Source organism: Kitasatospora sp. NPDC051853, from assembly GCF_044452665.1.
In the GTDB taxonomy this organism is placed as follows: Bacteria; Actinomycetota; Actinomycetes; order Streptomycetales; family Streptomycetaceae; genus Kitasatospora.
The window spans coordinates 254,409-276,295 of record NZ_JBITBY010000008.1 but is presented as its reverse complement, the minus strand read 5'-3'; the positions used below and the strand labels follow the sequence as shown (position 1 = coordinate 276,295).

Genomic DNA, 21,887 nt, shown 5'->3' with positions numbered 1-21,887 from the left:
ACCAGGGAGTATCCGGTGCACAACGACAAAGCCGCACTGAGGACACGGCTGCTGGCGGAGCGCCGGGCGCTCACCCCCGAGCAGCGGGCGCGCACGGCCGACGCGCTCGCCGCGCACGCCGGGGCGCTCGCCCGGCCCGGCGAGACCGTCGCCGCCTACGTCTCGGTCGGCGGCGAGCCCGGAACCCGCCCCCTGCTGGACGCGCTGCGCGCGGCCGGCGCCCGGGTGCTGCTGCCCGTCCTGCTGCCCGACAACGACCTCGACTGGGCCGAGTACACCGGCCCCGGGGCGCTCGCCCCGGCCGCCCGCGGCCTGCTCGAACCCACCGGCCCCCGGCTCGGCCCCGACGCGGTGGCCGGCGCCGCCCTGGTCCTCCTCCCCGGCCTGGCCGTCGACCGACGGGGCGTCAGGCTCGGCCGCGGCGGCGGCTCCTACGACCGCGTCCTCGCCCGCCTCGCCCGCCTCGGCGCCACCCCGGTCCTGGCCACCCTGCTGCACGACCCCGAGCTCCTCCCCGAGGTCCCCGCCGAACCCCACGACCTCCCGGTGCACGCCGCCGTCACCCCCTCGGGGGTCCACTGGTTCGGGGCGGCCGGAAGCAGGTGACCGGGCCTCGCCGGACGGACCTCGCCGAAAACGAACGGCCTCCCGGTCCACGCCGCTGGTGCGGCGCGGCCGGGAGGCCGTCGTGGGGGTGCTAACCGTTCGTCAGGACCAGGCGGTGCTTGGTGGCCTGGTCGACCTGGTCCGGGGAGTACGGCCAGGGCAGCAGGTTGCCGCGCTGCCAGTCGACGGTCTGGTCGTCGTAGTTGTCGTGGTACGCGTGGCCGGAGGCGCCGCCGACGTTGATCCAGCGGGAGGCGTTGAAGTCGCTGAGGTCGACCACCATCCGCATCGACGGGATCCAGTCCACTTGGTAGCCGGCCGCCGCGTTCCAGCCCGCCGCGTTGACCGCCGCGCTACCGCCGGAGAGCCGGTACGGGCCGCGGTTCAGGAGGCGGTGCACCAGACCCGAGGCGATCGAGGAGTCGTCCGAGCCGAGCGTCTGCTCCTTGAGCTCCAGGGTGTGCAGGCGGCCCCAGCTCCAGGTGGAGACGTCCTTGCCGAGCCGGGAGGTGAGGTCCTGGCGGGCGTTCTTGAGCGCCTCGGCGAGCAGGTTGCCCAGGCCCTTCTGGGTCTGCCGGTCGGAGTCCTTGTACTCCCACCAGCTGCTGTCGGGCTGGGTGATCAGCCGGCGGACCACCTCGGTCCAGCGGTCGCCGCCGTCCGGCTGGGCCTGGCCCGGGTCGCGGGTGCCGCAGACGGTGACCACGGGGTTCTTGTTGAGGTCGTCCTGCGGCAGGGTGTCGCTGGACTTCTGACGGACCAGCAGGCAGTCGCCCTCGGCGCGCAGCCCGGCCGGGAACTTCTGGCCGAAGGCCAGGGTGAGCAGCTGGCGCCAGACGCCGTTGTAGTAGGCGGCGGCGGCCGAGTCGGCGTCCTGGTTGTAGTTCCAGTCCTTGAGCAGGTCCTGGGCCTCGCGGACGTAGGGGTCGTCGATCCGGACCTTGAGCAGCAGCGGCACCAGGGTCTTGGCCATCACGCTGGTGTTGTCGAGCTGGATCGCCTTCATGTCCTCCGGCGAGATCTTGCCGCCGTTCTTGAGGCGGTCGGTGATCTGGTCGGTGATCTCCTTGGCGCGGGTGCCGTACTCCCAGTCGGTGGTGAGGACGGGCTTGTAGCTCGGGTCCACCACGGCCTGGTTGGCGGTGACGATGTAGCCCTCGGAGGGGTTGAGCACGTACGGCAGGGACTTGAAGGGGACGAAGTCGTACGCCCCGTTGCTGCCCTTCCAGCCGTAGGAGGAGTCCCAGCCCGGGGCCGGGTAGCGGCCGTCGCCCTTGGTGCGCTGGGGGATCATGCCGGGGGCCTGGTAGCCGATGTTGCCCTTGGTGTCGGCGTAGAGGAGGTTCTGCGCGGGGACGGCGAAGTCGGCGGCGGCGGCCCGGAACTGGTCCCAGGTGGCGGCCTGGTTGAGCTTGAAGACGGCGTCCATGGTGCGGCCGGGGACCAGCGCGGTCCACTGCAGGGCGACGCCGTAGCCGCCGGCCCGGTCGGGCGCGGAGTCGGCGGGGGCGTACTTGCCGACGTTCTGCTGCTCGGTGGACTTGTCGGAGATCAGCGGGCCGCGGTCGGTGGTGCGCACCACGATGGTGCGGTCCTCGCCGCCGGCCACCTTGATGGTCTCCTTGCGGGTCTCGAACTTCCGCTCCTGACCGTCCACCAGGTAGGTGTCCGGGCCGGTGACCTTCTCCAGGTAGAGGTCGGTCACGTCGGCGCCGAGGTTGGTGAAGCCCCAGGCCACGTCCTTGTTGTGGCCGATCACCACGCCGGGCATCCCGGCGAAGGTGAAGCCCGCGGTGTCGAAGCCGCAGTTCGGTCCGGTGGTGCGGCAGTGCAGGCCCATCTGGTACCAGATGGACGGGTTGGCCGGGCCGAGGTGCGGGTCGTTGGCCAGCAGCGGCTTGCCGGTGGTGGTGTGCTTGCCGTCCACCACCCAGGAGTTGGAGCCGATGCCCTGGCCCTGGCGGCCCAGCAGCTGCGGCATGGCGGCCATCTTCCCGGCCACGTCGCCGAGCAGCGAGGCGGTGACGGCGCGGGACTGGCCGGCCGGCTGCCCGGCGGTGGTCTGGCCCTCGGCCGGACGGTAGGTGCCGTCGGCGCCGACCTTGCCGGTCTTCACGATGGTGCCGTTGCGGTCGTACGGGTACGGCGGGTAGAGCTGCTCGATCTTCTCGGCGCTGAAGTCCTGGGCCAGCAGCGAGCGGTCGATCTCCTCCTGCATGTTGCCGGAGAGGTTCCAGGCCATCGCCTTGAGCCAGGCCACCGAGTCGACCGGGTTCCACGGCTCGGGCTCGTAGTCGCCGTTCACGGTGCCGAGCAGGGCGTACTCCAGCGAGGCGGAGCTGCCGCCGGGGTGCTCCTTCAGCCAGGCGTTCACGCCGTCGCTGTACGCCTGGAGGTACTTCTTGGTGTCGGCCGAGAGCTGGGTGTCGAACTCCTGCTGGGCCACCCGGCGCCAGCCCATGGTGCGCAGGAAGGAGTCGGTCTCGACCTGGCCGTCGCCGAACATCTCGGACAGCCGCCCGGCGGTGACGTGCCGTCGGACGTCCATCTCCCAGAAGCGGTCCTGGGCCTGGACGTAGCCCTGGGCCCGGAACAGGTCCTCGGCGGTGTCCGCGTACAGCTGCGGCACGCCCTTGGCGTCGCGCTTCACGTCCACCGGCGCGGTCATCCCGGCCACCTTGACGTTGCCGTCCAACTGCGGGAAGGAGGCCTGCACCGTGTGCACGGCGAACCAGCCGCCGCCGACCGCGCCGGCGACCAACAGCACCACCAGCACGATCACGAGCAGACGAGCGCGCCGGAACCTCTTCGAGCGGGGCATCTGGTTGAGTCCTTGGCTGGGAGACGGGCGGCCGTGACAGACCACCACATTAGGGCGCACGCGCTTGCGGGAGTGCACTCGGGGCGCCCGTGGTCGGATCAGGTGGACCCTACCGGCCTCCGGGAAGCGGAACCCGTCCGACCATATGTAAAAGAGCAGGTAAAATGTTAGACTGGGTAACGATCCCCGGATGACGACCCGTCAGGTCCCCTGCCGGGGCCTGCCTTCAGACGCTCCATCAGCCCGCCCCTGACTGCGCCGAGGTGCCACTGCGTGACTGTCGACGACCTGAACCGCTTCCTGCTCGAAGTCGCCGTGGTGCTTCTCTTCGCGGTCGTCGCGGTGCGCTTCTCCACCCGCACCGGCCTCCCCAGCCTGCTGATCTACCTCGGCATCGGCGTCGCGCTCGGCCAGAACGGGCTCGGCATCGAGTTCGACAACGCCGAGCTGACCCAGGTGCTGGGCTACGCGGCCCTGGTGGTGATCCTGACCGAGGGCGGCCTGAAGACCAGCTGGCGGTCCATCAGACCCGTGATGCCCGCCGCCACCGTGCTGGCCACCTTCGGGGTCGCGGTCAGCGTGGTGGTCACCGCCCTCGGTGCGCACCTGCTGGCCGGCTTCGACTGGCGCACCTCGCTGCTGCTCGGCGCGATCGTCTCCTCCACCGACGCCGCGGCGGTCTTCTCGGTGCTGCGCACCGTCCCGCTGCCGGCCCGGCTGAACGGCCTGCTGGAGGCCGAGTCCGGCTTCAACGACGCCCCCGTGGTGATCCTGGTGGTCGCCTTCGCCACCACCGGGCCGCTGGACTCCTGGTACGTACTGCTCGGCACGATCATCGCCGAGCTGGCCATCGGCGCCGCGGTCGGCCTGGCGGTCGGCAAGCTCGGCGCCTGGGCGGTGCGGCACATGGCACTGCCCTCCTCCGGCCTCTACCCGATCGCCGTGATGTCGCTCGCGGTCGGCGCCTACGCGGGCGGCGCGATGCTGCACGGCTCCGGCTTCCTGGCCGTCTACATCGCCTCGGTGGTGCTCGGGAACTCCAAGCTCCCGCACGGCCCGGCGGTGCGCGGCTTCGCCGACGGGCTGGCCTGGATCGGGCAGATCGGCATGTTCGTCCTGCTCGGCCTGCTCTGCACCCCGGCCGACATGGGCTCGGCCATCGTGCCCGCGCTGGTGATCGGCGCGGTGCTGGTCTTCGTCGCCCGGCCCGCCTCGGTCTTCGCCACCATGACCCCGTTCAGGCTGCCCTGGCGGGAGCAGACCCTGCTCAGCTGGGCCGGGCTGCGCGGCGCGGTGCCCATCGTGCTGGCCACCATCCCGCTGGTGCTCCAGCAGGACTCGGCGCTGGCCAACGAGGTCTTCAACATCGTCTTCATCCTGGTCGTGGTCTTCACCCTGCTCCAGGGCCCGACCCTGCCGCTGGTCGCCAGGTGGCTGCGGATCGGCGACGGCTCGATGGGCCAGGACCTCGGCATCGAGTCCGCCCCGCTGGAGCGGCTGCACGGGCAGCTGCTCTCGGTCGCCCTCTCCGCCGACTCCCGGATGTCCGGCGTCGAGGTCGGCGAGCTCCGGCTGCCGCCCGGGGCGGCCGTCACCCTGGTGGTCCGGGACGGCGCCAGCTTCGTGCCCGACCGCGCCACCGTGCTGCGGGCCGGGGACGAGCTGCTGGTGGTCACCACCGAGGAGGTCAGCGAGGCGGCCGAGAAGCGGCTGCGCGCGGTGGACAAGGGCGGCAAGCTGGCCGGCTGGCTGCGCGGGCGCAACGGGGCCTGACCTGGCTTTCCTCGCTCCGCGTCGGTGTTCACCGTGAATTCACCGGCGCGGAGGGGTGGCGGAGCGACGCTACCCGCGTAGAATGAGTCCGTAGATCTTCTGAGAACCGAACCGAAAAAACCCGCTACATCTGCCTGAAGCAGAGTTGGCGCGACCGCTCGGCGGCCGCGTCCGGACGCCCCACCCTCGGCCGTCCGGGCCCGGTATCAACCCCGGTCGACGCGCGAGAGGACAGCTCTCGGCGCCGTCGGGGCCACCCACACCCCCACTGCGCTACCAGGCAGCAGGAAGGACCGACCGTGACGGCCCGCCGAACGGTCGACGACCCCACCCGCGTCGGATACGGAGCCCTGCTCCGCACCCCCGGCGCCTGGACGTTCCTGGCGCCCGCCTTCGTCGCGCGCCTGCCGTACGCGATGCTCAGCCTGGGGATCGTGCTGCTGGTCCTGGAGACCCACGGCTCGTACGGCACCGCCGGCACCGTCGCCGCCGTCTCCGCCGTCGCACAGGCCCTGATCGGCCCGCAGACCGGACGGCTCGCCGACCGCCACGGGCAGGCCGCGGTCCTGCTGCCCAGCATCGCGGTGCACGCGGTCTCGGTGGCCGCCCTGATCGGCCTGGCCCTCGGCCACGCCCCCGCCTGGGCGCTCTTCCTCGCCGCCGCCCCCGCCGGCGCCAGCGTGCCGCAGATCGGCGCGATGGTCCGCTCCCGCTGGGTGGCCAGGCTCTCCGACTCCCCCGCCACCCTGAACACCGCGTTCGCCTTCGAGTCCGTCACCGACGAGTTCACCTTCGTGATCGGCCCGGTGCTGGCCACCGCCATCGCCGCCGGGGTCTCCCCCACCGCCACCCTGATCGCCGAGGCCGCGCTCACCGTGGCCGGCGGCCTGGCCTTCGCCGCCCAGCGCTCCACCGCCCCGGCCCGCCACCCGCGCACCGAGGGCGCCGAGCACGTCTCCGCCCTCGCCTCCCCGGGCGTCCGGCTGCTGGCGGCCTCCTTCCTGGGCGTCGGCACCGTCTTCGGCGCCCTCCAGGTCTCCATCACCGCCTTCGCCAAGGACGTCGGCCAGGCGGACATGAACGGCATCGTCTACGGGATCTTCGCCGGCGGCTCCATGGTGGCCGGCGTGGTCTACGGGCTGGTCAACTGGCGGCGCTCGGCCCGGCAGCGGATGCTCGCCTGCTACGCCCTGCTGCTGGTCGGCTGCTCCACCCTCTGGGCCATGCCCAACCTGGCCACCCTGACCGTCGCCGCACTCTTCTGCGGCCTGGCCATCGCGCCCACCCTGATCACCGGCTACACCCTGATCGAGACCCTGGTCGCGGCCAACGCCAAGACCGAGGCCTTCACCTGGCTCACCGGCGCCATCGGCCTCGGCCTGGCGATGGGCTCCACGGTGGCCGGCCAGCTGATCGACTGGCGCGGCGCCTCGGCCGGCTTCACCGTCCCGCTGGCCGGGGTCGGCCTGGGCCTGGTGGCCCTGCTCGCCCTGCGCCACCTGCTGGTCGCGCCGGGCCCGGCGAGCCGTACGGTGGCCCGCTCCGAGGGCCGCTCCGAGACCCGCTCCGAGGACCGCGGCGAGCGGCGCGCGGGTGGCCAGGCGGCGGTTCTCACACCGGCGGCGCTGGACTGATCCTGCGGAATGCCGCATCATTGACCATCGTTAGCACTCATCAGGTGAGAGTGCCAGGGGGAAGGCCAGGAGGAAGAACACGTGCCCACGTACCAGTACCAGTGCACCCAGTGCGGCCACGGCCTGGAGGCGGTCCAGAAGTTCACCGACGAGGCGCTGACCACGTGCCCGGACTGCCAGGGCAAGCTCCGCAAGGTGTTCTCCGCGGTGGGCGTCGTGTTCAAGGGCTCCGGCTTCTACCGCACCGACAGCCGCTCCTCGTCGAGCAGCTCGCTGAGCTCCTCGTCCACGCCGTCCTCCTCGACGGCGTCGACCCCGACGGCCGCCCCGGCGTCCTCGGGCAGCTCCGGCGGCTCCGGTTCGGGCTCCGGCTCCGCCTCGGCGAGCTGAATCGCTCCTTCCGCACGGCCCGGCACCGCGAGGTGCCGGGCCGTCGGCGTTCTCCGGGCGGACGTCCTCCGTACGGGTGAGGCCGGTTGTCCACAGGGCCGGGTTTTCCACAGGCGGTGGACGGGCCCGGCCACCGCTCCGTTCTCGGGCGCACTCTGATCCCGCGACGCTCCCGCACCCCGCCGGAGCCCGGACCAGAGGCGGCGCCCGATGACCACCACCCCGCTCACCCGCACCACCACCGCCCTCGCCACGGCCGCCCTCACCACGGCCCGCGCGGCTGCCCCGGCCGCCGTCCCCGCCGTGCCGCCGCGCCGGGTGGTGCCGCCGTTCCCGCCCATCCGCCGGGGCTCCGGCGGGCGGCACCGCCTCCAGCAGGCCGTCCGGCACCGGCCTGGCCTGCTCGCCACCGGCCTGCTGGCCGCCGCCACCGCACTGGCGGCCGGCCCGCTCCGCCCTCCGGCCGGGCCGGTCCCGGCCGCCGAGGCGGTCGCCCTCCCCCGCTGCACCGGCTCGGCCCCACCCTTCTGACCGGGCCGCACCACCCCTGACCAGTGACGATCCGTCAATCCGGGGCCGTGGAATTCACCCGTGACCATCCGTGCTGACTGTCGTTCAGCGCGGCATGAAGGGCTTCAAGGAATTCCTGCTTCGCGGCAATGTCATCGACCTCGCCGTAGCCGTCGTGATCGGCGCGGCCTTCACCAAAGTCATCAACGCCTTCGTCGACGGCGTCATCAATCCGCTCGTCGGGGCGTTCGGCGCCAAGGACCTGTCGGCCTACTCGTCCTGCCTGAAGGGCCCCTGCGCGGTGGACGCCGACGGAAAGGTCACGTCCGGCATCCTCATCCTCTGGGGATCGGTGATCAGCGCGGTGATCACCTTCCTGATCACCGCCGCGGTGGTCTACTTCGTGCTCATCGTCCCGATGAAGCGCGTGATGGCCCGCTACAAGAGCCCCGCCGAGGAGGCCGCCGAAGCGGAGGCCAAGGAGGTCGCCCTGCTCACCGAGATCCGGGACGCACTGGTCCGCCAGCGCTGACCGCCCCGCCCCCGGCACCACTCCCCCGCGGCTGCCGCGCCGTCACCCCCCGTGGTGCGGCGGCCGCTGACTCAGGTACCAGTCCAGCCCCCGGCCGCCACCGCCGCCACCCTCGGAGCCGCCCCAGCCCTGGTCGGTGTCGTCGCTGGTCTGCCGGTCGAATGGGTCGTCGAAGACCAGCTTGGGCTTCGGCTTCTCCCCGGGCTCCCGCTCCTGCTGCTTCTTCTGCTGCTGCTCCGCCACCGCTGTCCACTCCTTCGTCCGTCTCCGCTCCCAGCCTAGGCCGCGTCCCCCCGGCCGCGAACGGCGACGGACCCCGCCGGGGCCGAAGCCCCGCCAGGGTCCGTCTGGTCGTCAGGATCCGTCCGGCCGCCAGGTGGGCGGGCCGGACCAGCGGTCAGGCCGCCTCGAAGCCCGCGTGGTCCGCGATCTTCTTCAGCTCGGCCAGTGCGTGCTTCTCGATCTGCCGGATCCGCTCCCTGGTCAGACCGTGCTGCTTGCCGACCTCGGTCAGCGTCCGCTCCCGGCCGTCCTCCATCCCGTAGCGGGACCGGATGATCGAGGCGGTGCGGTCGTCCAGCCGGCCGATCAGGCCGTCCAGCTCCTCGCGGCGGAGCATCACCATCACGGCGTCCTCCGGCGAGACCGCGCCGGTGTCCTCCACCAGGTCTCCGAACTGGGTCTCGCCCTCGTCGTCGACCGACATGTTCAGACTGACCGGATCACGCGCCCAGTCCAGCACGTCCTTGACGCGCTGCTCGGTGGTGTCCAGCTCGGCCGCCACCTCGGCCGGATCGGCCTCGCGGCCCAGCTCCTTCGCCTTCTCCCGCTGCACCCGGCGGATGCGGCCGAGCTCCTCGACGAGGTGCACGGGCAGCCGGATGGTGCGGGACTGGTCGGCGATCGACCGGGTGATCGCCTGCCGGATCCACCACGTCGCGTAGGTGGAGAACTTGAAGCCCTTCGAGTAGTCGAACTTCTCGACCGCCCGCACCAAGCCCGCGTTCCCCTCCTGGATCAGGTCGAGCAGCGGGAGACCGCTGCGCGGGTACCGCCGGGCCACCGCCACCACCAGTCGGAGGTTCGACCTGATGAAGACGTCCTTGGCGCGCTCGGCGTCCTCGGCTATCGCCTCCAGCTCCTCACGCTTGGCGCCCTTCGGCAGCGTCTCCTCCTCCAGCAGGTGCTGGGCGTAGACGCCGGCCTCTATTCGCAGCGACAGCTCCACCTCCTCGGCGGCGTCGAGCAGGGGCGTACGGGCGATCTCGTCGAGATACATGCCCACGAGGTCTCGGTCGGCCTCAAGGTTGTTCGGCCGGGCCGTGCGAGTCCGGTCGGCCTTGTCGCGAACGACGGCACGAGTGGCCATGCTTGCTCCCTTGCTGCTGGTGCCGATCTGCCTTGGATCCCGCCCCGCCGGGGGTGAGCCGGGGCAAAGGTGTGCGGGCCCCAGGAGGCTCACACGTAACGATCCAACGCACAGAAATGGGACAACATTCCCAACTCACCCAGTTTCTTCCCGGCATGCAGTATCCTGCGACTTTTTCCGCGCGACGGTCGACAGCGCGCGACGCACCGGCCACCCGGAGCGAGATTCCGGGCCTCCCGATCCACCCCTCCTCCGCACAACGGGCGGACACCGGCCATCCGCAGCTTCTCCCCACAAAAGATGCCGAATCGCGATCCGTACTGCCTCCGAACCACCTCGGCCACTGGGAAGGTGTCAGTCATGTACCCGTCCATTTCCGGCGCCCGCGCCGAGGCCGCTCCCCCCGGCGGCCCACCCGGCCGGCCGGCCGACGGCACGGCCCCCGGCAGCCGGACCTCCGGCGGCAGCGCTCCCGACGGCAGCGCCCCTGACGACAGGGCTCCCGACGGCAGGGCCGGGCTCCGCCGCCGCCGGCAACTGCTCACCTGTACCGCCGCGAGCCTGGGCTCCGCCGCCCTGCTCGCCCTGCTGACCCTGCTGGTGCTCAGCGGCTGGGGCCCGCTGCGACGCCTGGACGAGGGCTGGATCGCTTCACTGCACGAGTACGCCCTCGACCACACCGTGTGGACGGCGTCCATGCAGACCCTGGCCGACATCGGCAGCACCGTCACCATGCGGGTGCTGCTCGCCCTCGCCGCGGTCTGGCTCTGGGCGATCGGGGCCCGCACCCTCGGCGGCTGGGCAGCCGCCCAGGCACTGGCCGGCTGGCTGGCGAGCGCGGCCGGCAAACAGCTGACGGGCCGTGAGCGCCCGCTCTTCCACGATCCGGTGGCCACCGCCGACGGCTTCGCCTTCCCCTCCGGGCACGCCCTGGCCTCCACCGTCACCTGCGGCGCCCTGGTGATCCTGGTCTGGCCCCGGGCCAACCGCACCGGCCGGATCGCCGCCTGCACCATCGCGGCCACGGCCGTCCTGGCCATCGGCTGGACCAGGATCGCGCTCGGCCTGCACTGGCCCAGCGACGTGCTCGGCGGCTGGCTGGCCGGTGTCCTGGTGGTCGGCGCCGTCACCCTGGCCGTCGAGCTCTGGCGCCCCGGCGCCCTCTCCCGCGACGTCCGCCGGGTCGGGCTGCGGACCAGACCACGGGTGCAGCGGGTGCTCGCGAGCCTGGAGTCGGCCCACACCCCCGAACCCGACCCCAACCTCGACGACGAGCCCGACCTCGGCCCGGATCCCGGCCGCAGCACCGCCCCTGACGGACCGTGAGAAGGATCACACGAACACCCTCGAACGGCATGGGGAGGGATCGGTCAGGGCAGGATCAACCAATTCACTCCCTATCGGCAGCGGAAAAATCACCCTGAACCGGCACTTTCGCGGCGGCCCGCGCCTCGTCAGCATGCCGACCGCTCCGACTGGAGAGATTTCCAGCACACGGCACGGGGCTCCCCAGCCGGTGCCAGGGTGCGGCAGACTTCTCCGGCCGGGTGTGCCTACCCCCGGCCGGGCCGGGCAGTCGCCGCACTTCCGCTGCCCAGGCACCGAGTGACGGGGGTCGGAATGACCATGCACAGGACGGACGAACCGGCCAACCCGTACGGAGAACGGCCCGCGACACCGGCCCACCACGTCCCGGACGCCCCCGTCACCGACGGCCGCGTCCCCGGCGCCCCCGCGCCCGACAACCGGTTCCCCGAAGGCTTCTTCCGCGACGAACCCGCCGCCGCTCCCGCCGCGCCGTTCGCCCCGGCCTCCTTCCCTTCGCCCTACCCCGCCCCCGACGCCTACGGCGCCCCCGCGCAGCCGGGCCACTCGGACCTCCCGGGCCAGCCGGTCGACCACCACGCCGACCAGCACGCCGCCCACCCGACCATGCAGCTCGGCCAGCCGGCCCCCAGCCACCCGACCATGCAGCTGAGCCAGCCGGCCCCCGGCCACCCGACGATGCAGCTCGACCCCCAGGTGCCCTCGCCGCGGCCGCCGTACCCGGGCCCGCAGCCGTCGCACCGGACGCCCCCGATGCCGAGCGCCCCGCCGGTGCCGCCGGCCGTCCCGGCCGTGGCCCCGGTGGTCCCGCTCGCCGGAGGAGGCCTGCCGGACGCCACCATGCAGCTCACCGTCGTCCCGGCCGCCGGGGCCGCGGCGCCGCAGCAGCCCCGGTCGCCCCAGCCGCAGCCCCCGGTGTCCGAGCCCGAGCCCGAGTCGGAGTCCGCCAAGGCCGGCCGGACCGCCCGCAACGGCATGATCATGGCGCTCGGCTCGCTCAGCTCCCGCGCACTCGGCTTCGTCCGCGCGGCCGTGATCGCCGCGGCGATCGGCGTGGCCGGCGTCGGTGACGGCTACGCGGTGGCCACCATGCTGCCGAACACCATCTTCATCATGCTGATCGGCGGCGTGCTCAACTCGGTCTTCGTGCCCGAGCTGGTCCGGGCCGCCCAGCAGCACGCCGACCGCGGCGTGGCGTACACCAACCGGCTGCTGACGGTCTGTGGCGTGGTGCTGATCGGCATCACCGCCGTGGCCTTCGTCTGCGCGCCGATGATCGTGGATGCCTACACCAACTACGGTCCGAACGACACCGCCCAGCGCGAGCTCACCCTGGCCCTGGCCCGGTACTGCCTCCCGGCGGTGCTGTTCTACGGCCTCTTCGGCCTGCTCGGCCAGGTGCTCAACTCCCGCGACAGGTTCGGCGCGATGATGTGGGCCCCGGTGCTCAACAACGTCATCGTGATCGCCGTCTTCAGCCTCTACATGGTGCTGTTCGACTTCGCCAAGACCGCCGACGACGTCTCCGGCGGGGCGGCCATGCTGCTCGGCCTGGGCAGCGCCTTCGGCATCCTGGTCCAGGCGCTGGCCCTGCTGCCCTCGCTCCGGGCTTCCGGCTTCCGCTACCGCCCGCGCTTCGACTGGCGCGGCTCCGGGCTCACCGCCCCGCTGCGGGCGGCCGGCTGGGCCCTGATGCTGGTCGTGGTCACCCAGCTCTGCTTCCTGGGCATCACCAACCTGGCCACCGGCGCCCTCGCCAAGGCGGCCGAGGACGGCCTGACCGGCATCGGCCTCGGCTACACCGCCTACAACAACGCCTACCTGCTCTTCATCGTCCCGCAGGGCATCATCACGGTCTCCCTGGTCACCGCGATCCTGCCGGGCATGTCCCGCTCGGTGACCGCGGGCCGCTTCACCGAGGTCGGCCGCGAGCTGGCCCAGACCCTGCGCAGCTCCGCCGGGATGATCGTGCCCGCCTCGGCGGTCTTCCTCGCCCTGGCCACCCCGATCGCCCGCCTCGCCTACGGCCACGGCAACGTCGCGGCCGCCGACGTCGAGGTGATCGCCCAGGTCCTGATGGCCTTCGCGATCGGCCTCCCGGCCTTCTGCGCCCAGTACGCGCTGGCCCGCGGCTTCTACGCGATGAGCGACGCCCGCACCCCGTTCTGGCTCACCACGGTGATCTCCGGCAGCAACGTCGCCCTCTCCGGCGTCGCCTTCCTGCTCCTGCCCAGCCGCTGGATCATCGTCGGCATGGCCGGCGCCCACACCCTGGCCGTCCTGCTCGGCGTGGCCATCACCGGCCGCGCACTCGGCCGCCGCCTGCGCCGCGAGGGCGCCGCCGCACCCGCCGCCCCCACCCCGGCCGACCTCCCGCCGGACGCCACCCTGATCCTCAACACCGGCCTCAACACCGGCGCCGCGGCCGGCCGCCGTGCCCCGGTCCGCAGCGGCCTGGACGGCGCCCGGGTGGTCGTCCTCCACCTCGCCCTGGCCCTCGCCTGCGCCCCCGGCGCCCTCGCCGCCTACTGGCTGACCGGCCTGGTCTCCGACCTGATCCCCAACGAGGTCATCGCCGCCCTGCTCTCCCTCGGCACCGGCTCCCTCCTCATCCTCGCCTCGGTGCTCCTGCTCGCCCGCCCCCTCGGCGCCGCCACCGCGGTCGGCCCCCTGGCCCGCAAGCTCCGCATCCCCTACCCCACCCCGGCCCCGGCCCCCGCCGCCCCGGGCAACGGCAAGCACCGCCGCTGACCCCGGCCGTACCCGGCGGTCCCCGCACACGACAGAAGGCCGGCACCTGACGGTGCCGGCCTTCGTCACTTCTCGTTCTGTGCCCCATGCAGGATTCGAACCTGCGACACCGGCTTTAGGAGAGCCGTGCTCTATCCCCTGAGCTAATGAGGCGGGGGCCGGTCCCGGGGGACGTGGCGTGATCGGCACCGGGCCGACCGCTGACAGACTAGCGGATCGTGCCGGTGGGCGGGGCTGGGCGGGCTGGGCCGTGGGGGTGCTGCGGCGTGGACCGAGCGCCGCAAGGGGCTCCGGTGGGGCAGGATGCGGGGACTGACGGTGTGTAGGGGGCGAGGGTGACGGGCGTGGAGGGTGCGGTGCGGGTGCAGCGGTTGGCTCAGGTGGCGGTGGGGTGTGCCGGGGCTGCTGTGGTGGTGCTGGTGGTGATGGTGGGCTGGCGCGGGCTGGGGGTGGTGCTGGCCGGGGCGATCGGGTTGGGGGTGGCGGCGGCCGGGGCCTGGTGGGCGGTGGCGTACCGGGGGACGACGCGGGTGTTCGGGGCGGTGCTGGCGGTGGCGGCGCCGGTGTGGGTGCTGGGCTTCCTGGTGCAGAGCGGGCTGGGGCTGGAGGCGGTGCTGACGGTGTCGCTGTGGGCGGGCGGGATGGCGGCCGCCACCGAGGCGCTGCGGCTGGACAAGCGGGCGCGGCGGGCCGTGCAGGTGCCGTCGGCGCCGCGGGCGCTGAAGCCGGTGCTGATCATGAACCCGAAGTCCGGTGGCGGGAAGGTCGAGAAGTTCGACCTGGTGCGGAGGGCGGAGGCGCTCGGGGCCAGGGTGGTGCTGCTGGACGGGCAGGACGTGTCCGCGCTGGCCCAGCGGGCGGTGGCCGAGGGGGCGGACCTGCTCGGGGTCGCGGGCGGGGACGGGACGCAGGCGCTGGTGGCGGAGGTGGCGGCCGAGCACGGCCTGCCGTTCCTGGTGATCTCGGCCGGCACCCGCAACCACTTCGCGATGGACCTGGGTCTGGACCGCAACGACCCCTCCACGTGCTTGGAGGCGCTGACCGACGGTGTGGAGCTGACGGTCGATCTGGGGACGGTCGCCGGCCGCCCGTTCGTGAACACGGTCTCCTTCGGGGCCTACGCCGAGATCGTGCAGAGCCCGGACTACCGGGACAACAAGACGGTGACCGCGCTCGGCGCACTGCCCGACCTGCTGGCCAACCGGATCGGTGCCCGGCTCACCGCCGAGGCCGACGGCACCCGGCTGACGGACCCGCAGGCCCTGCTGGTGAGCAACAACCCGTACGAGACCGGCGACCTGCTCGGCGCGGGCAGCCGCCCCCGGCTGGACACCGGCCGGCTGGGGGTGCTCTGCCTGAAGGTGGAGGGTGCGGCGCAGGCCGTCGAGCTGGCGCTGCGCGGGGAACAGGCGCAGGGGCTCACGGTGCTGACGTCCCGTGAGGTGACGGTCCGGGCGGAGGCCGGGACGGACAGCATCCCGGTCGCGGTGGACGGCGAGGCGCTGACGCTGCCGACGCCGGTGCGGTGCGAGGTCCGTCCGGGGGCGCTGCGGGTGCGGGTGCCGCGGGACCGGCCGGGCGCGGAGGTGGTGGCGCCGCTGCGGGACTGGCGGCGGGTCTGGCAGCTGGCCTCGGGCGAGGCCGGCTGATGCCCCGGCGCGGGCCCGAACGGGTGCCGGTGTGCGGGCCGGAGCTGATGGTGCGTGAGGATGGCACGGAGACGAGGGAGGTGACGGTCGATGCGGAGCCCGACGACCGGTAGGTGGTGGCCGCTGTCGGCACCGGTGGTGCTGGACCTGGCGGCGCTGGACCGCTCGGTGTACGGCGCGGTGGCGGCGACGCCGACGCCCGCGCTGGACGGGGTGATGCGGCGGCTGTCGGCGGCGGCCGACCATTCGAAGCTGTCGTTCGCGGTGGCCGGGCTGCTGGCGCTGCGCGGTGGTTCGGCGCGGCGCGCGGCGGTGCTCGGGGTGGCGGCGATCGGGCTGGCCTCGGCCACCGCGAACCTGCTGGGCAAGAACCTGGTGCGGCGCGAACGCCCGGACCGGGCCGGGGCGCTGGTGCCGGAGGCCCGGCACGTCCCGATGCCGAGCTCGGCCTCCTTCCCGTCCGGGCACTCCGCCTCGGCCTTCGCCTTCGCGGTGGCGGTCGGTGCGGAGCTCCCGTCGGCGGCGGTCCCGCTCGCCCTGCTGGCGGCCACCGTGGCGTACTCGCGGGTGCACACGGGGGTCCACTACCCGGGTGACGTGGTGGCCGGTTCGCTGCTGGGCGTGGCGGCGGCCACGACGGTCCGCCTGGTGGGCGTGGGCACCTTCGGCGTGGCCCCGCAGGCCGACTGACGTCGGGGGTGGTGGGGGCGGACGGGGCGCCCCGTCCGCCCCCGTCCGCCCGTGCCGCCGGACCGGCCCCCGCCGGAGGCACGTGAGCACGGCCACAGGATGCCGCCGCCCCCACCGGGAATGGTGCCGTAGGAGGCAGCGGGTGGACCGGGAGGACGAGTTGACGGCGGAGCGGATGATCGGGCTGCTGGCGGATGCCGGGAGCTTCGAGTGCTGGGACGAGCCGGTGCGGCTGCCGGAGGCCGATCCGGAGTACCGCGCGGCGCTCGGACGTGCCCGGGAGCGGACCGGGCTGGACGAGGCGGTGACGACCGGCCGGGCCCGGCTGGCGGGGCGTCAGGTGGTCTTGGTGGTGTCGGAGTTCGGCTTCCTGGGCGGGTCGATCGGGGTGGCCACCGCCGAGCGGATCACCCGGGCGGTGGAGCGGGCCACGGCCGAGCGGCTGCCGCTGCTGGCGCTGCCGGTCTCGGGCGGGACCAGGATGCAGGAGGGCACCGCCGCGTTCCTCTGCATGGTGCGGATCACCGCCGCCGTGCAGGCCCACCGGGCCGCCGGGCTGCCCTACCTGACGTACCTGCGCAGCCCCACCATGGGCGGGGTGTTCGCCTCCTGGGGCACCCTGGGCCACCTGGTGCTGGCCGAACCGGAGGCGCGGCTGGGCTTCCTCGGGCCCCGGGTGTACCGGGAGCTGCGCGGGGTGGAGCTGCCGGAGGGGGTGCAGCGGGCCGAGACCCTGGTGGCGCGCGGGCTGGTGGACGCGGTCGTCCCGCCGGAGCGGCTGGCGCGGACGGTGGCCCGGGCCCTCGCGGTGCTGGCCGACCCGCCCGACCCGCTCGGGTCGGCCACCCCGCTCGACCCGCCCGGTGCGGAGCGGCCGCAGGGGCCGGCCGACGCCTGGGAGGCCGTGCTGCGCAGCCGTGCCCCGGGCCGCCCGGGCGCCGACGCCGTGCTGGCCGCCGCCGGCCCCGGCCTGCTGGAACTGGCGGCGCCGGACCAGGCACTGGTGCGGGCGCTGGCCCGGTTCGGCGGGCAGCCGGCCGTGGTGGTGGGGCAACGGGCGGGGGCGGAGCGGCCGTTCACCGCCGCCGACCTGCGCAGCGTGCGGCGGACGGCACGGCTGGCCGAGCAACTGGGACTGCCGCTGGTGACCCTGGTGGACACCTCCGGCGCCGAACTCTCCGTGCAGGCCGAGCTGGACGGCCTGGCCCTGGAGATCGCCCGGACCCTGGAGACGCTGGTCGCGCTGCGCACGCCGGTGCTGGCGGTGCTGCTCGGCCAGGGTTCGGGCGGCGGGGCACTGGCCCTGCTCCCGGCCGACACGGTGCTGGCGGCGGGCAACGGCTGGCTGGCCCCGCTGCCGCCGGAGGGCGCCTCGGCGATCGTGCACCGGGACGGCGAGCACGCGCCGGAGCTGGCCCGCGCCCAGGGCATCGGGGCGGCCGACCTGGTCGCGGCGGGCCTGGTGGACCGGGTGCTGCCGGAGGACGACACCGACCGCACCGACGGCCCCGGCTTCGCCGGCCGGGTCGCCCACGCGATCGGTACGGAGCTGGCCGGGCTGACGGCCCGTCCGGAGGCGGAGCGGCTGGCTGCCCGCGCCGCCCGGCACAGACGACTCGGCGGCGGCAGCGGCTGACCCGGACCGCCCGGGCCGTTCGGACGCCCCCGCGGACGCCCCCACGGGTGACGGTGCGTCAGGCCCCGGGTGCGGCCCGGCCCGTCACGGGTGAGGATGGCCGGTGGGGGACGGCCGAGCCAGACGGAGGTACGGGTTGACCGGGTCGCTGCCCAGCCTGGGCCAGGAACCCTCCCCGCAGCGGCCCGGGCGGTCGGCCCGGGTCAAGGCCCGGCTGGCCTCGCTGGCCGTCACCGCCAAGGGGCTGCCGGACCGGGTGCCGATCGTCGGCCGGGCGGTCGGCCAGCTGATCCGGGTCAACCTGCTGGACAACGCCACCCGGCTGGCCGCCCAGGCCTTCCTCAGCGCGCTGCCCGCGCTCTTCGTGGTGGCGGTCTTCGCCCCCGCCTCGGTCCGCGAGGGCGTGGTCGGCTCGCTGCGGGACCAGCTCGGGCTGGAGGGCGAGGCCCAGCAGCAGGTGCGGCAGCTGCTGTCGGCCGGCAACGACGACGTGACCCAGAGCTTCGGGGTGATCGGCGCGCTGGTCACGCTGCTCTCGGCCACCGCGTTGAGCCGGGCCATGCAGCGGGTCTGCGAACGCTGCTGGGAGCTGCCCAAGTCGGGGGTGCGGCTGGCCGCCTGGCGGTGGCTGGCCTGGCTGGTGGTCTGGCTGGCCTTCCTGGTCTTCCAGTCGCCGGTCCGGGACGGTTTCGGGGCGGGGGCCTGGCTGGGGCTGCCGCTCTACCTGGTGCTGGCCACCGCGCTCTGGTGGTGGACCCAGCACCTGCTGCTGGGCAGCCGGGTGCGCTGGTACCCGTTGCTGCCCGGGGCGCTGCTCTGCGGGGTGGCGGTCCTCGGCCTGGGCCTGGCCGCCAAGGTGTACCTGCCCCGGGCGGTGACCCAGAGCGTGGACCGGTTCGGCCCGTACGGGGTGGTGTTCACCTCCCTGAGCTGGTTGATCGTGCTGTTCACCGCCGTCACCCTGGCGATCTCGCTCGGCCGGGTGGTCGCCGACGAGCCGGCGGTGACGCGGTGGCTCGGAACGCCGGACGAGCCCGGCCGCTGGGGCGGCCGGGCTCGTCGAGGTTGAGCTGAGGGGGTGGCGACGGGGCGTCAGAGCACGCGCAGCAGCCGGGAGAGGATGGACGGCGGGGCCAGGTCCGACTGGAGCGTGACGGGCACCTCGACCCGGTCCTCGCCCTCGCCGGCCGCGATGGTGCCGACCTGGGTGCCGGCCTTGGCGGTGTGGCCGAGGCCCTCGGTCCTCATGGTCAGCTCGGCCTTCACGCCGGACCAGCCGGCCACCGTCAGGTCCTTGGCCGCGACCACCGGGACGGTACCGCCGAGGCCGTCGTCCACGCGGCCGACCACCTCGCCCTGCTTGGCCAGGGTCTGGCCGGTGAGGCCGTTCTGCGCGCTGGTGATGATCTTCTGACTGGCCGTCTGGGCGGCCTTCAGCAGGTTGTCGGTGGCGGTCGCGGGCTGGCCCAGGGTGACGCCGAGGATCAGCCGCTTGGTGCCGCCGATCTCCTTGGTGGCGGCCCACATCAGGCAGGAGCCGGCCGGGGTGCTGGAGCCGGTCTTGACGCCGATCACGCCGTTGCGGGCGGAGAGCAGCCCGTTGGTGTTGTAGATCCGCTGGTTGTTGAAGGTCATGTCCGGGGTGGCGACCACCTGGCGGAACACGTCGTCGCCCATCACCTCGCGGGCCAGCTTGAGCTGGTCCTTCGCGGTGCTCTTGGTGTTGTTGTCGTAGCCGGCCGGGTCGGCGTAGGTGGTGTTGGTCATGCCGAGCGCCTTGGCCTCGGCGTTCATCTTCTCCACGAACGCGGCCTCGGAGCCGGAGTCCCAGCGGGCCAGCAGGCGGGCCACGTTGTTGGCCGAGGGCAGCATCAGCAGTTCGAGCGCCTCGTACTCGGTCATCTTCTGACCCTCGGTCAGCTGGGCCCGGGACTCGTCGGTGTTGGCGGACTCGGCGGCGGCCTGCTTGTCGACCGTGATGACCGGGCCCGGCTCGCCCTTCTTCAACGGGTGGGCCTTGAGGATCAGGTGGGCGTTCATCACCTTGGTGACGCTGGCGATCGGCGCCGGGGTCTCCGGGCCGGAGCTGCCCAGGCTGCCGACCCCGACCACCTCGGCGGCGGCCTGGCCCTTGGCCGGCCACGGCACCGTCAGCTGGTCGCCGGAGAAGGTGTAGGAACCGGCCAGCGTGAGCTTGGTCTTCGGGTCCGGCAGCGGACGCAGCAGCTGGGCCACCACGACCGCGCCGATCACCACGGCCAGGAAGACCGTCCAGATGGTGATCCGCTTGACCGCCCTTCGGAACGGGGAGACCGGACGGGCGGAGAGGGTGGCCAGCACCTCCATCGCCTCGGAGGTGGTCTCCGGCAGCGGCAGCGGCTCCGGCTCGACGACCGGCGGCGCGCTCGGCTCGGGGACGGTCCAGACCTGGACCGGCGGCTTGACCGGGGCGGGCTTCTCGAACTTCTCGGCCTTCTCGGTCTGCGCCGGCGCCTGTGCAGGCGTCGGCTTCGGCGCCTGCGTCAGCGCCTGCTCCGGCGCCGCGGGGGGCACCGGGGCAGCGGGCTCCACCGGCTCCTCGGCGGCGGATTCCAGCAGGTCAGCGCCCTCGGGAGCCTCCCCGTCCCGCTCCGCCCCGTCGGCCTTCGCGGGCTCCTCCGCGACCGCCGGAGCGGCCACCGGAACAGCCACCGGAGCGACCACCGGAACGGCCGCCGGAGCGGGCTCGTCCTCCACCGGCTCGACCGCCTCCGGCTCGACCTCCGCGGGCGCGGCGGCGGCCTCGGCCCCCTCCTCCGCGACGGACTCGGCGGGCTCCGCGGGCTCGACGTCCTCGTCCGGCAGCCGCAGGTGCGTGGTCGCGTTGTCCACCGGCAGTCTCAGCATGGTGGTCCGGTTGTCCACATCACGGACCCTCAACTGGACGGTGGAACCGTTCGGCGCCGCGGCTGCCGCTGCGGCGGCCGCCTCCTCCACCGTTTCCCCGTCGCGCCGCACCTTGTCGGGGGACTCGCCCACGTAACCCATCCTCCTCGTCCGCCGGACCGGCCGGAGCAGATTTCCGCCCGCCGGTTAGCTCTCCAGTCTCCGCTACCGGGACCGTAACGACCGTCACACCCCGCCCGACCGGCCGTTATTCGCTCGGGCCGGTCCGTCCGGGGGCTTTCCCAGCCTCAGACGCCGGGCCCGGTGGGCCCGGTTCCCGCCCCCACCGCCAGGTCACAATTCGGAGGCGTACTCGACAAGCCGCTGTGAGAGGCGTCACTCTGTCATTCATCCACGCGGGGAGGCTTGGATGGGCAAGAGCCGCAGAACTATTCCCGAGGAACTCCTGTTGCTCGCCCTGGACCCGACCACGGGTACCACGGCGCAGCCGCAGACCCTCGACCTCGGACTCGCCGGGGCACAGCTCGTCGAGCTGTCCCTGGCCGGACGGATCGTCCCTGACGGGGACCGGATCGCCGTGGTGATGGCACGGCCGACCGGTGATCCGACCTTGGACCACGCACTGGAACTGCTACGCCGTCGTGGCAGTGCGGTGCGGGCAGCACACTGGATCGGCGGGCCCCGGCTGGGGCTCAGGCAGACCTACCTGGCGCACCTGGAGCGGTGCGGCATGGTGACCGCCGTGCCGGGCCAGGTGTGCGGCGTGCTGCCGACGACGCGGTACCAGGCGTCGGACGACTGCACCAACGCCGCCATCAAGCAGCGGCTGGACACCGCGATCCGGACCGGGGTCCCACCGGACCCCAGGACGGCCGCGCTGGCCGCGCTGGCGCACGCCGTCGGCCTGGGCAAGCACCTCTACCCGGGCAACGAGGGCCGGTCGTCGCGGTCACGGCTGCGCGACCTGATCCGGTACGACCCGCTGGGCGGCATGGTCGCCCACGCGGTGATGGACGTTCAGAACGGCCTGCCCGGGCAGGCCCGGGGTGCGGCACCGTCGCGCCCCGCGGTCACCGGTCACCCGGCGCCGAGCCGTCCGACCTCGGGCGGTACCGGCCGGGGCCTGGCGGGCCGGGCGGTGGCGCGCTGATCGCAGCGCGCGGCCGGCCGGGTGCGGCGCCACCTCGCACGAGCTCTCGGGGCGGGGGGGGGGGGGCCGCCGGCCCCCCAGCCCCCCCCCCCCCCCCCCCGCGCGCGGCGGGGGCGCGGGCCCCCCCCACCCCACCCGGCCCGGGCCCGCGCGCGGCGGGCAGC

17 protein-coding genes and 1 tRNA gene are annotated in these 21,887 nt (G+C 73.8%); 13 read left to right on the top strand and 5 right to left on the bottom strand.

Annotated features, from left to right (window positions below; translation table 11 throughout):
* Nucleotides 1-15 precede the first annotated feature (15 nt).
* On the top strand, nt 16-606 hold the full coding sequence (locus tag ACIA8O_RS23930) for a 5-formyltetrahydrofolate cyclo-ligase (protein WP_396295974.1): 591 nt from the start codon (nt 16-18) through the stop codon (nt 604-606).
* Between the two features lie 91 nt (nt 607-697).
* Here ACIA8O_RS23930 and ACIA8O_RS23925 read toward each other — a convergent pair whose 3' ends face one another.
* Complete coding sequence (locus ACIA8O_RS23925) at nt 698-3,427, bottom strand: penicillin acylase family protein (protein ID WP_396295973.1); 2,730 nt, start codon at nt 3,425-3,427, stop codon at nt 698-700.
* Nucleotides 3,428-3,700: 273 nt separating this feature from the next.
* Between ACIA8O_RS23925 and ACIA8O_RS23920 the strand changes: the two genes are divergently transcribed.
* From ACIA8O_RS23920 to mscL, 5 genes are all read left to right on the top strand, one after another.
* Complete coding sequence (locus ACIA8O_RS23920) at nt 3,701-5,200, top strand: potassium/proton antiporter (protein ID WP_396295972.1); 1,500 nt, start codon at nt 3,701-3,703, stop codon at nt 5,198-5,200.
* Nucleotides 5,201-5,499: 299 nt separating this feature from the next.
* Nucleotides 5,500-6,834 (top strand): MFS transporter, encoded by a 1,335-nt coding sequence (locus tag ACIA8O_RS23915; RefSeq protein ID WP_396295971.1) that lies wholly within the window; start codon nt 5,500-5,502, stop codon nt 6,832-6,834.
* 81 nt (nt 6,835-6,915) lie between these two features.
* Nucleotides 6,916-7,224 (top strand): FmdB family zinc ribbon protein, encoded by a 309-nt coding sequence (locus tag ACIA8O_RS23910; RefSeq protein WP_396295970.1) that lies wholly within the window; start codon nt 6,916-6,918, stop codon nt 7,222-7,224.
* Between the two features lie 210 nt (nt 7,225-7,434).
* A complete protein-coding gene (locus tag ACIA8O_RS23905; protein ID WP_396295969.1) occupies nt 7,435-7,755 on the top strand; it encodes a hypothetical protein in 321 nt (106 codons plus the stop codon).
* A 94-nt stretch (nt 7,756-7,849) separates the two neighbouring features.
* Nucleotides 7,850-8,266: a large conductance mechanosensitive channel protein MscL gene (gene mscL / locus ACIA8O_RS23900; RefSeq protein ID WP_396295968.1), complete on the top strand. Its 417-nt coding sequence runs from the start codon at nt 7,850-7,852 to the stop codon at nt 8,264-8,266.
* 42 nt (nt 8,267-8,308) lie between these two features.
* On the opposite strand, the gene ACIA8O_RS23895 is transcribed toward mscL, so the two are convergent.
* On the bottom strand, nt 8,309-8,509 hold the full coding sequence (locus tag ACIA8O_RS23895) for a hypothetical protein (RefSeq protein ID WP_396295967.1): 201 nt from the start codon (nt 8,507-8,509) through the stop codon (nt 8,309-8,311).
* A gap of 154 nt (nt 8,510-8,663) precedes the next feature.
* Entirely contained in the window at nt 8,664-9,635 is a 972-nt protein-coding gene (locus ACIA8O_RS23890) for a sigma-70 family RNA polymerase sigma factor (RefSeq protein ID WP_396295966.1), read from the bottom strand.
* A 360-nt stretch (nt 9,636-9,995) separates the two neighbouring features.
* Between ACIA8O_RS23890 and ACIA8O_RS23885 the strand changes: the two genes are divergently transcribed.
* Nucleotides 9,996-10,961 carry a phosphatase PAP2 family protein gene (locus ACIA8O_RS23885; RefSeq protein ID WP_396295965.1) on the top strand — a complete coding sequence of 322 codons (966 nt, stop codon included), beginning with the start codon at nt 9,996-9,998 and terminating at the stop codon, nt 10,959-10,961.
* Between the two features lie 294 nt (nt 10,962-11,255).
* Nucleotides 11,256-13,712 carry a murein biosynthesis integral membrane protein MurJ gene (gene murJ, locus ACIA8O_RS23880; protein ID WP_396295964.1) on the top strand — a complete coding sequence of 819 codons (2,457 nt, stop codon included), beginning with the start codon at nt 11,256-11,258 and terminating at the stop codon, nt 13,710-13,712.
* Nucleotides 13,713-13,792: 80 nt separating this feature from the next.
* Here the strand turns inward: murJ and ACIA8O_RS23875 are convergent.
* Nucleotides 13,793-13,865, bottom strand: a tRNA-Arg gene (locus ACIA8O_RS23875).
* A gap of 182 nt (nt 13,866-14,047) precedes the next feature.
* Between ACIA8O_RS23875 and ACIA8O_RS23870 the strand changes: the two genes are divergently transcribed.
* The 4 genes from ACIA8O_RS23870 (at nt 14,048) to ACIA8O_RS23855 (ending at nt 18,756) form a co-directional block, all read left to right on the top strand.
* Nucleotides 14,048-15,361 carry a diacylglycerol/lipid kinase family protein gene (locus ACIA8O_RS23870; protein ID WP_396295963.1) on the top strand — a complete coding sequence of 438 codons (1,314 nt, stop codon included), beginning with the start codon at nt 14,048-14,050 and terminating at the stop codon, nt 15,359-15,361.
* A 90-nt stretch (nt 15,362-15,451) separates the two neighbouring features.
* Nucleotides 15,452-16,051: a phosphatase PAP2 family protein gene (locus ACIA8O_RS23865; RefSeq protein WP_396295962.1), complete on the top strand. Its 600-nt coding sequence runs from the start codon at nt 15,452-15,454 to the stop codon at nt 16,049-16,051.
* Nucleotides 16,052-16,193: 142 nt separating this feature from the next.
* Nucleotides 16,194-17,687, top strand: coding sequence for a carboxyl transferase domain-containing protein (locus ACIA8O_RS23860; RefSeq protein WP_396295961.1), 1,494 nt, complete (start codon nt 16,194-16,196; stop codon nt 17,685-17,687).
* A gap of 136 nt (nt 17,688-17,823) precedes the next feature.
* Nucleotides 17,824-18,756, top strand: a complete 933-nt coding sequence (locus ACIA8O_RS23855; RefSeq protein ID WP_396295960.1) for a YhjD/YihY/BrkB family envelope integrity protein — start codon at nt 17,824-17,826, stop codon at nt 18,754-18,756.
* A 23-nt stretch (nt 18,757-18,779) separates the two neighbouring features.
* Here ACIA8O_RS23855 and ACIA8O_RS23850 read toward each other — a convergent pair whose 3' ends face one another.
* Nucleotides 18,780-20,705 carry a D-alanyl-D-alanine carboxypeptidase gene (locus ACIA8O_RS23850; protein WP_396295959.1) on the bottom strand — a complete coding sequence of 642 codons (1,926 nt, stop codon included), beginning with the start codon at nt 20,703-20,705 and terminating at the stop codon, nt 18,780-18,782.
* Between the two features lie 277 nt (nt 20,706-20,982).
* Here ACIA8O_RS23850 and ACIA8O_RS23845 point away from each other — a divergent pair, with 277 nt between their 5' ends.
* Complete coding sequence (locus tag ACIA8O_RS23845) at nt 20,983-21,723, top strand: GPP34 family phosphoprotein (protein WP_396295958.1); 741 nt, start codon at nt 20,983-20,985, stop codon at nt 21,721-21,723.
* Nucleotides 21,724-21,887: the final 164 nt, after the last annotated feature.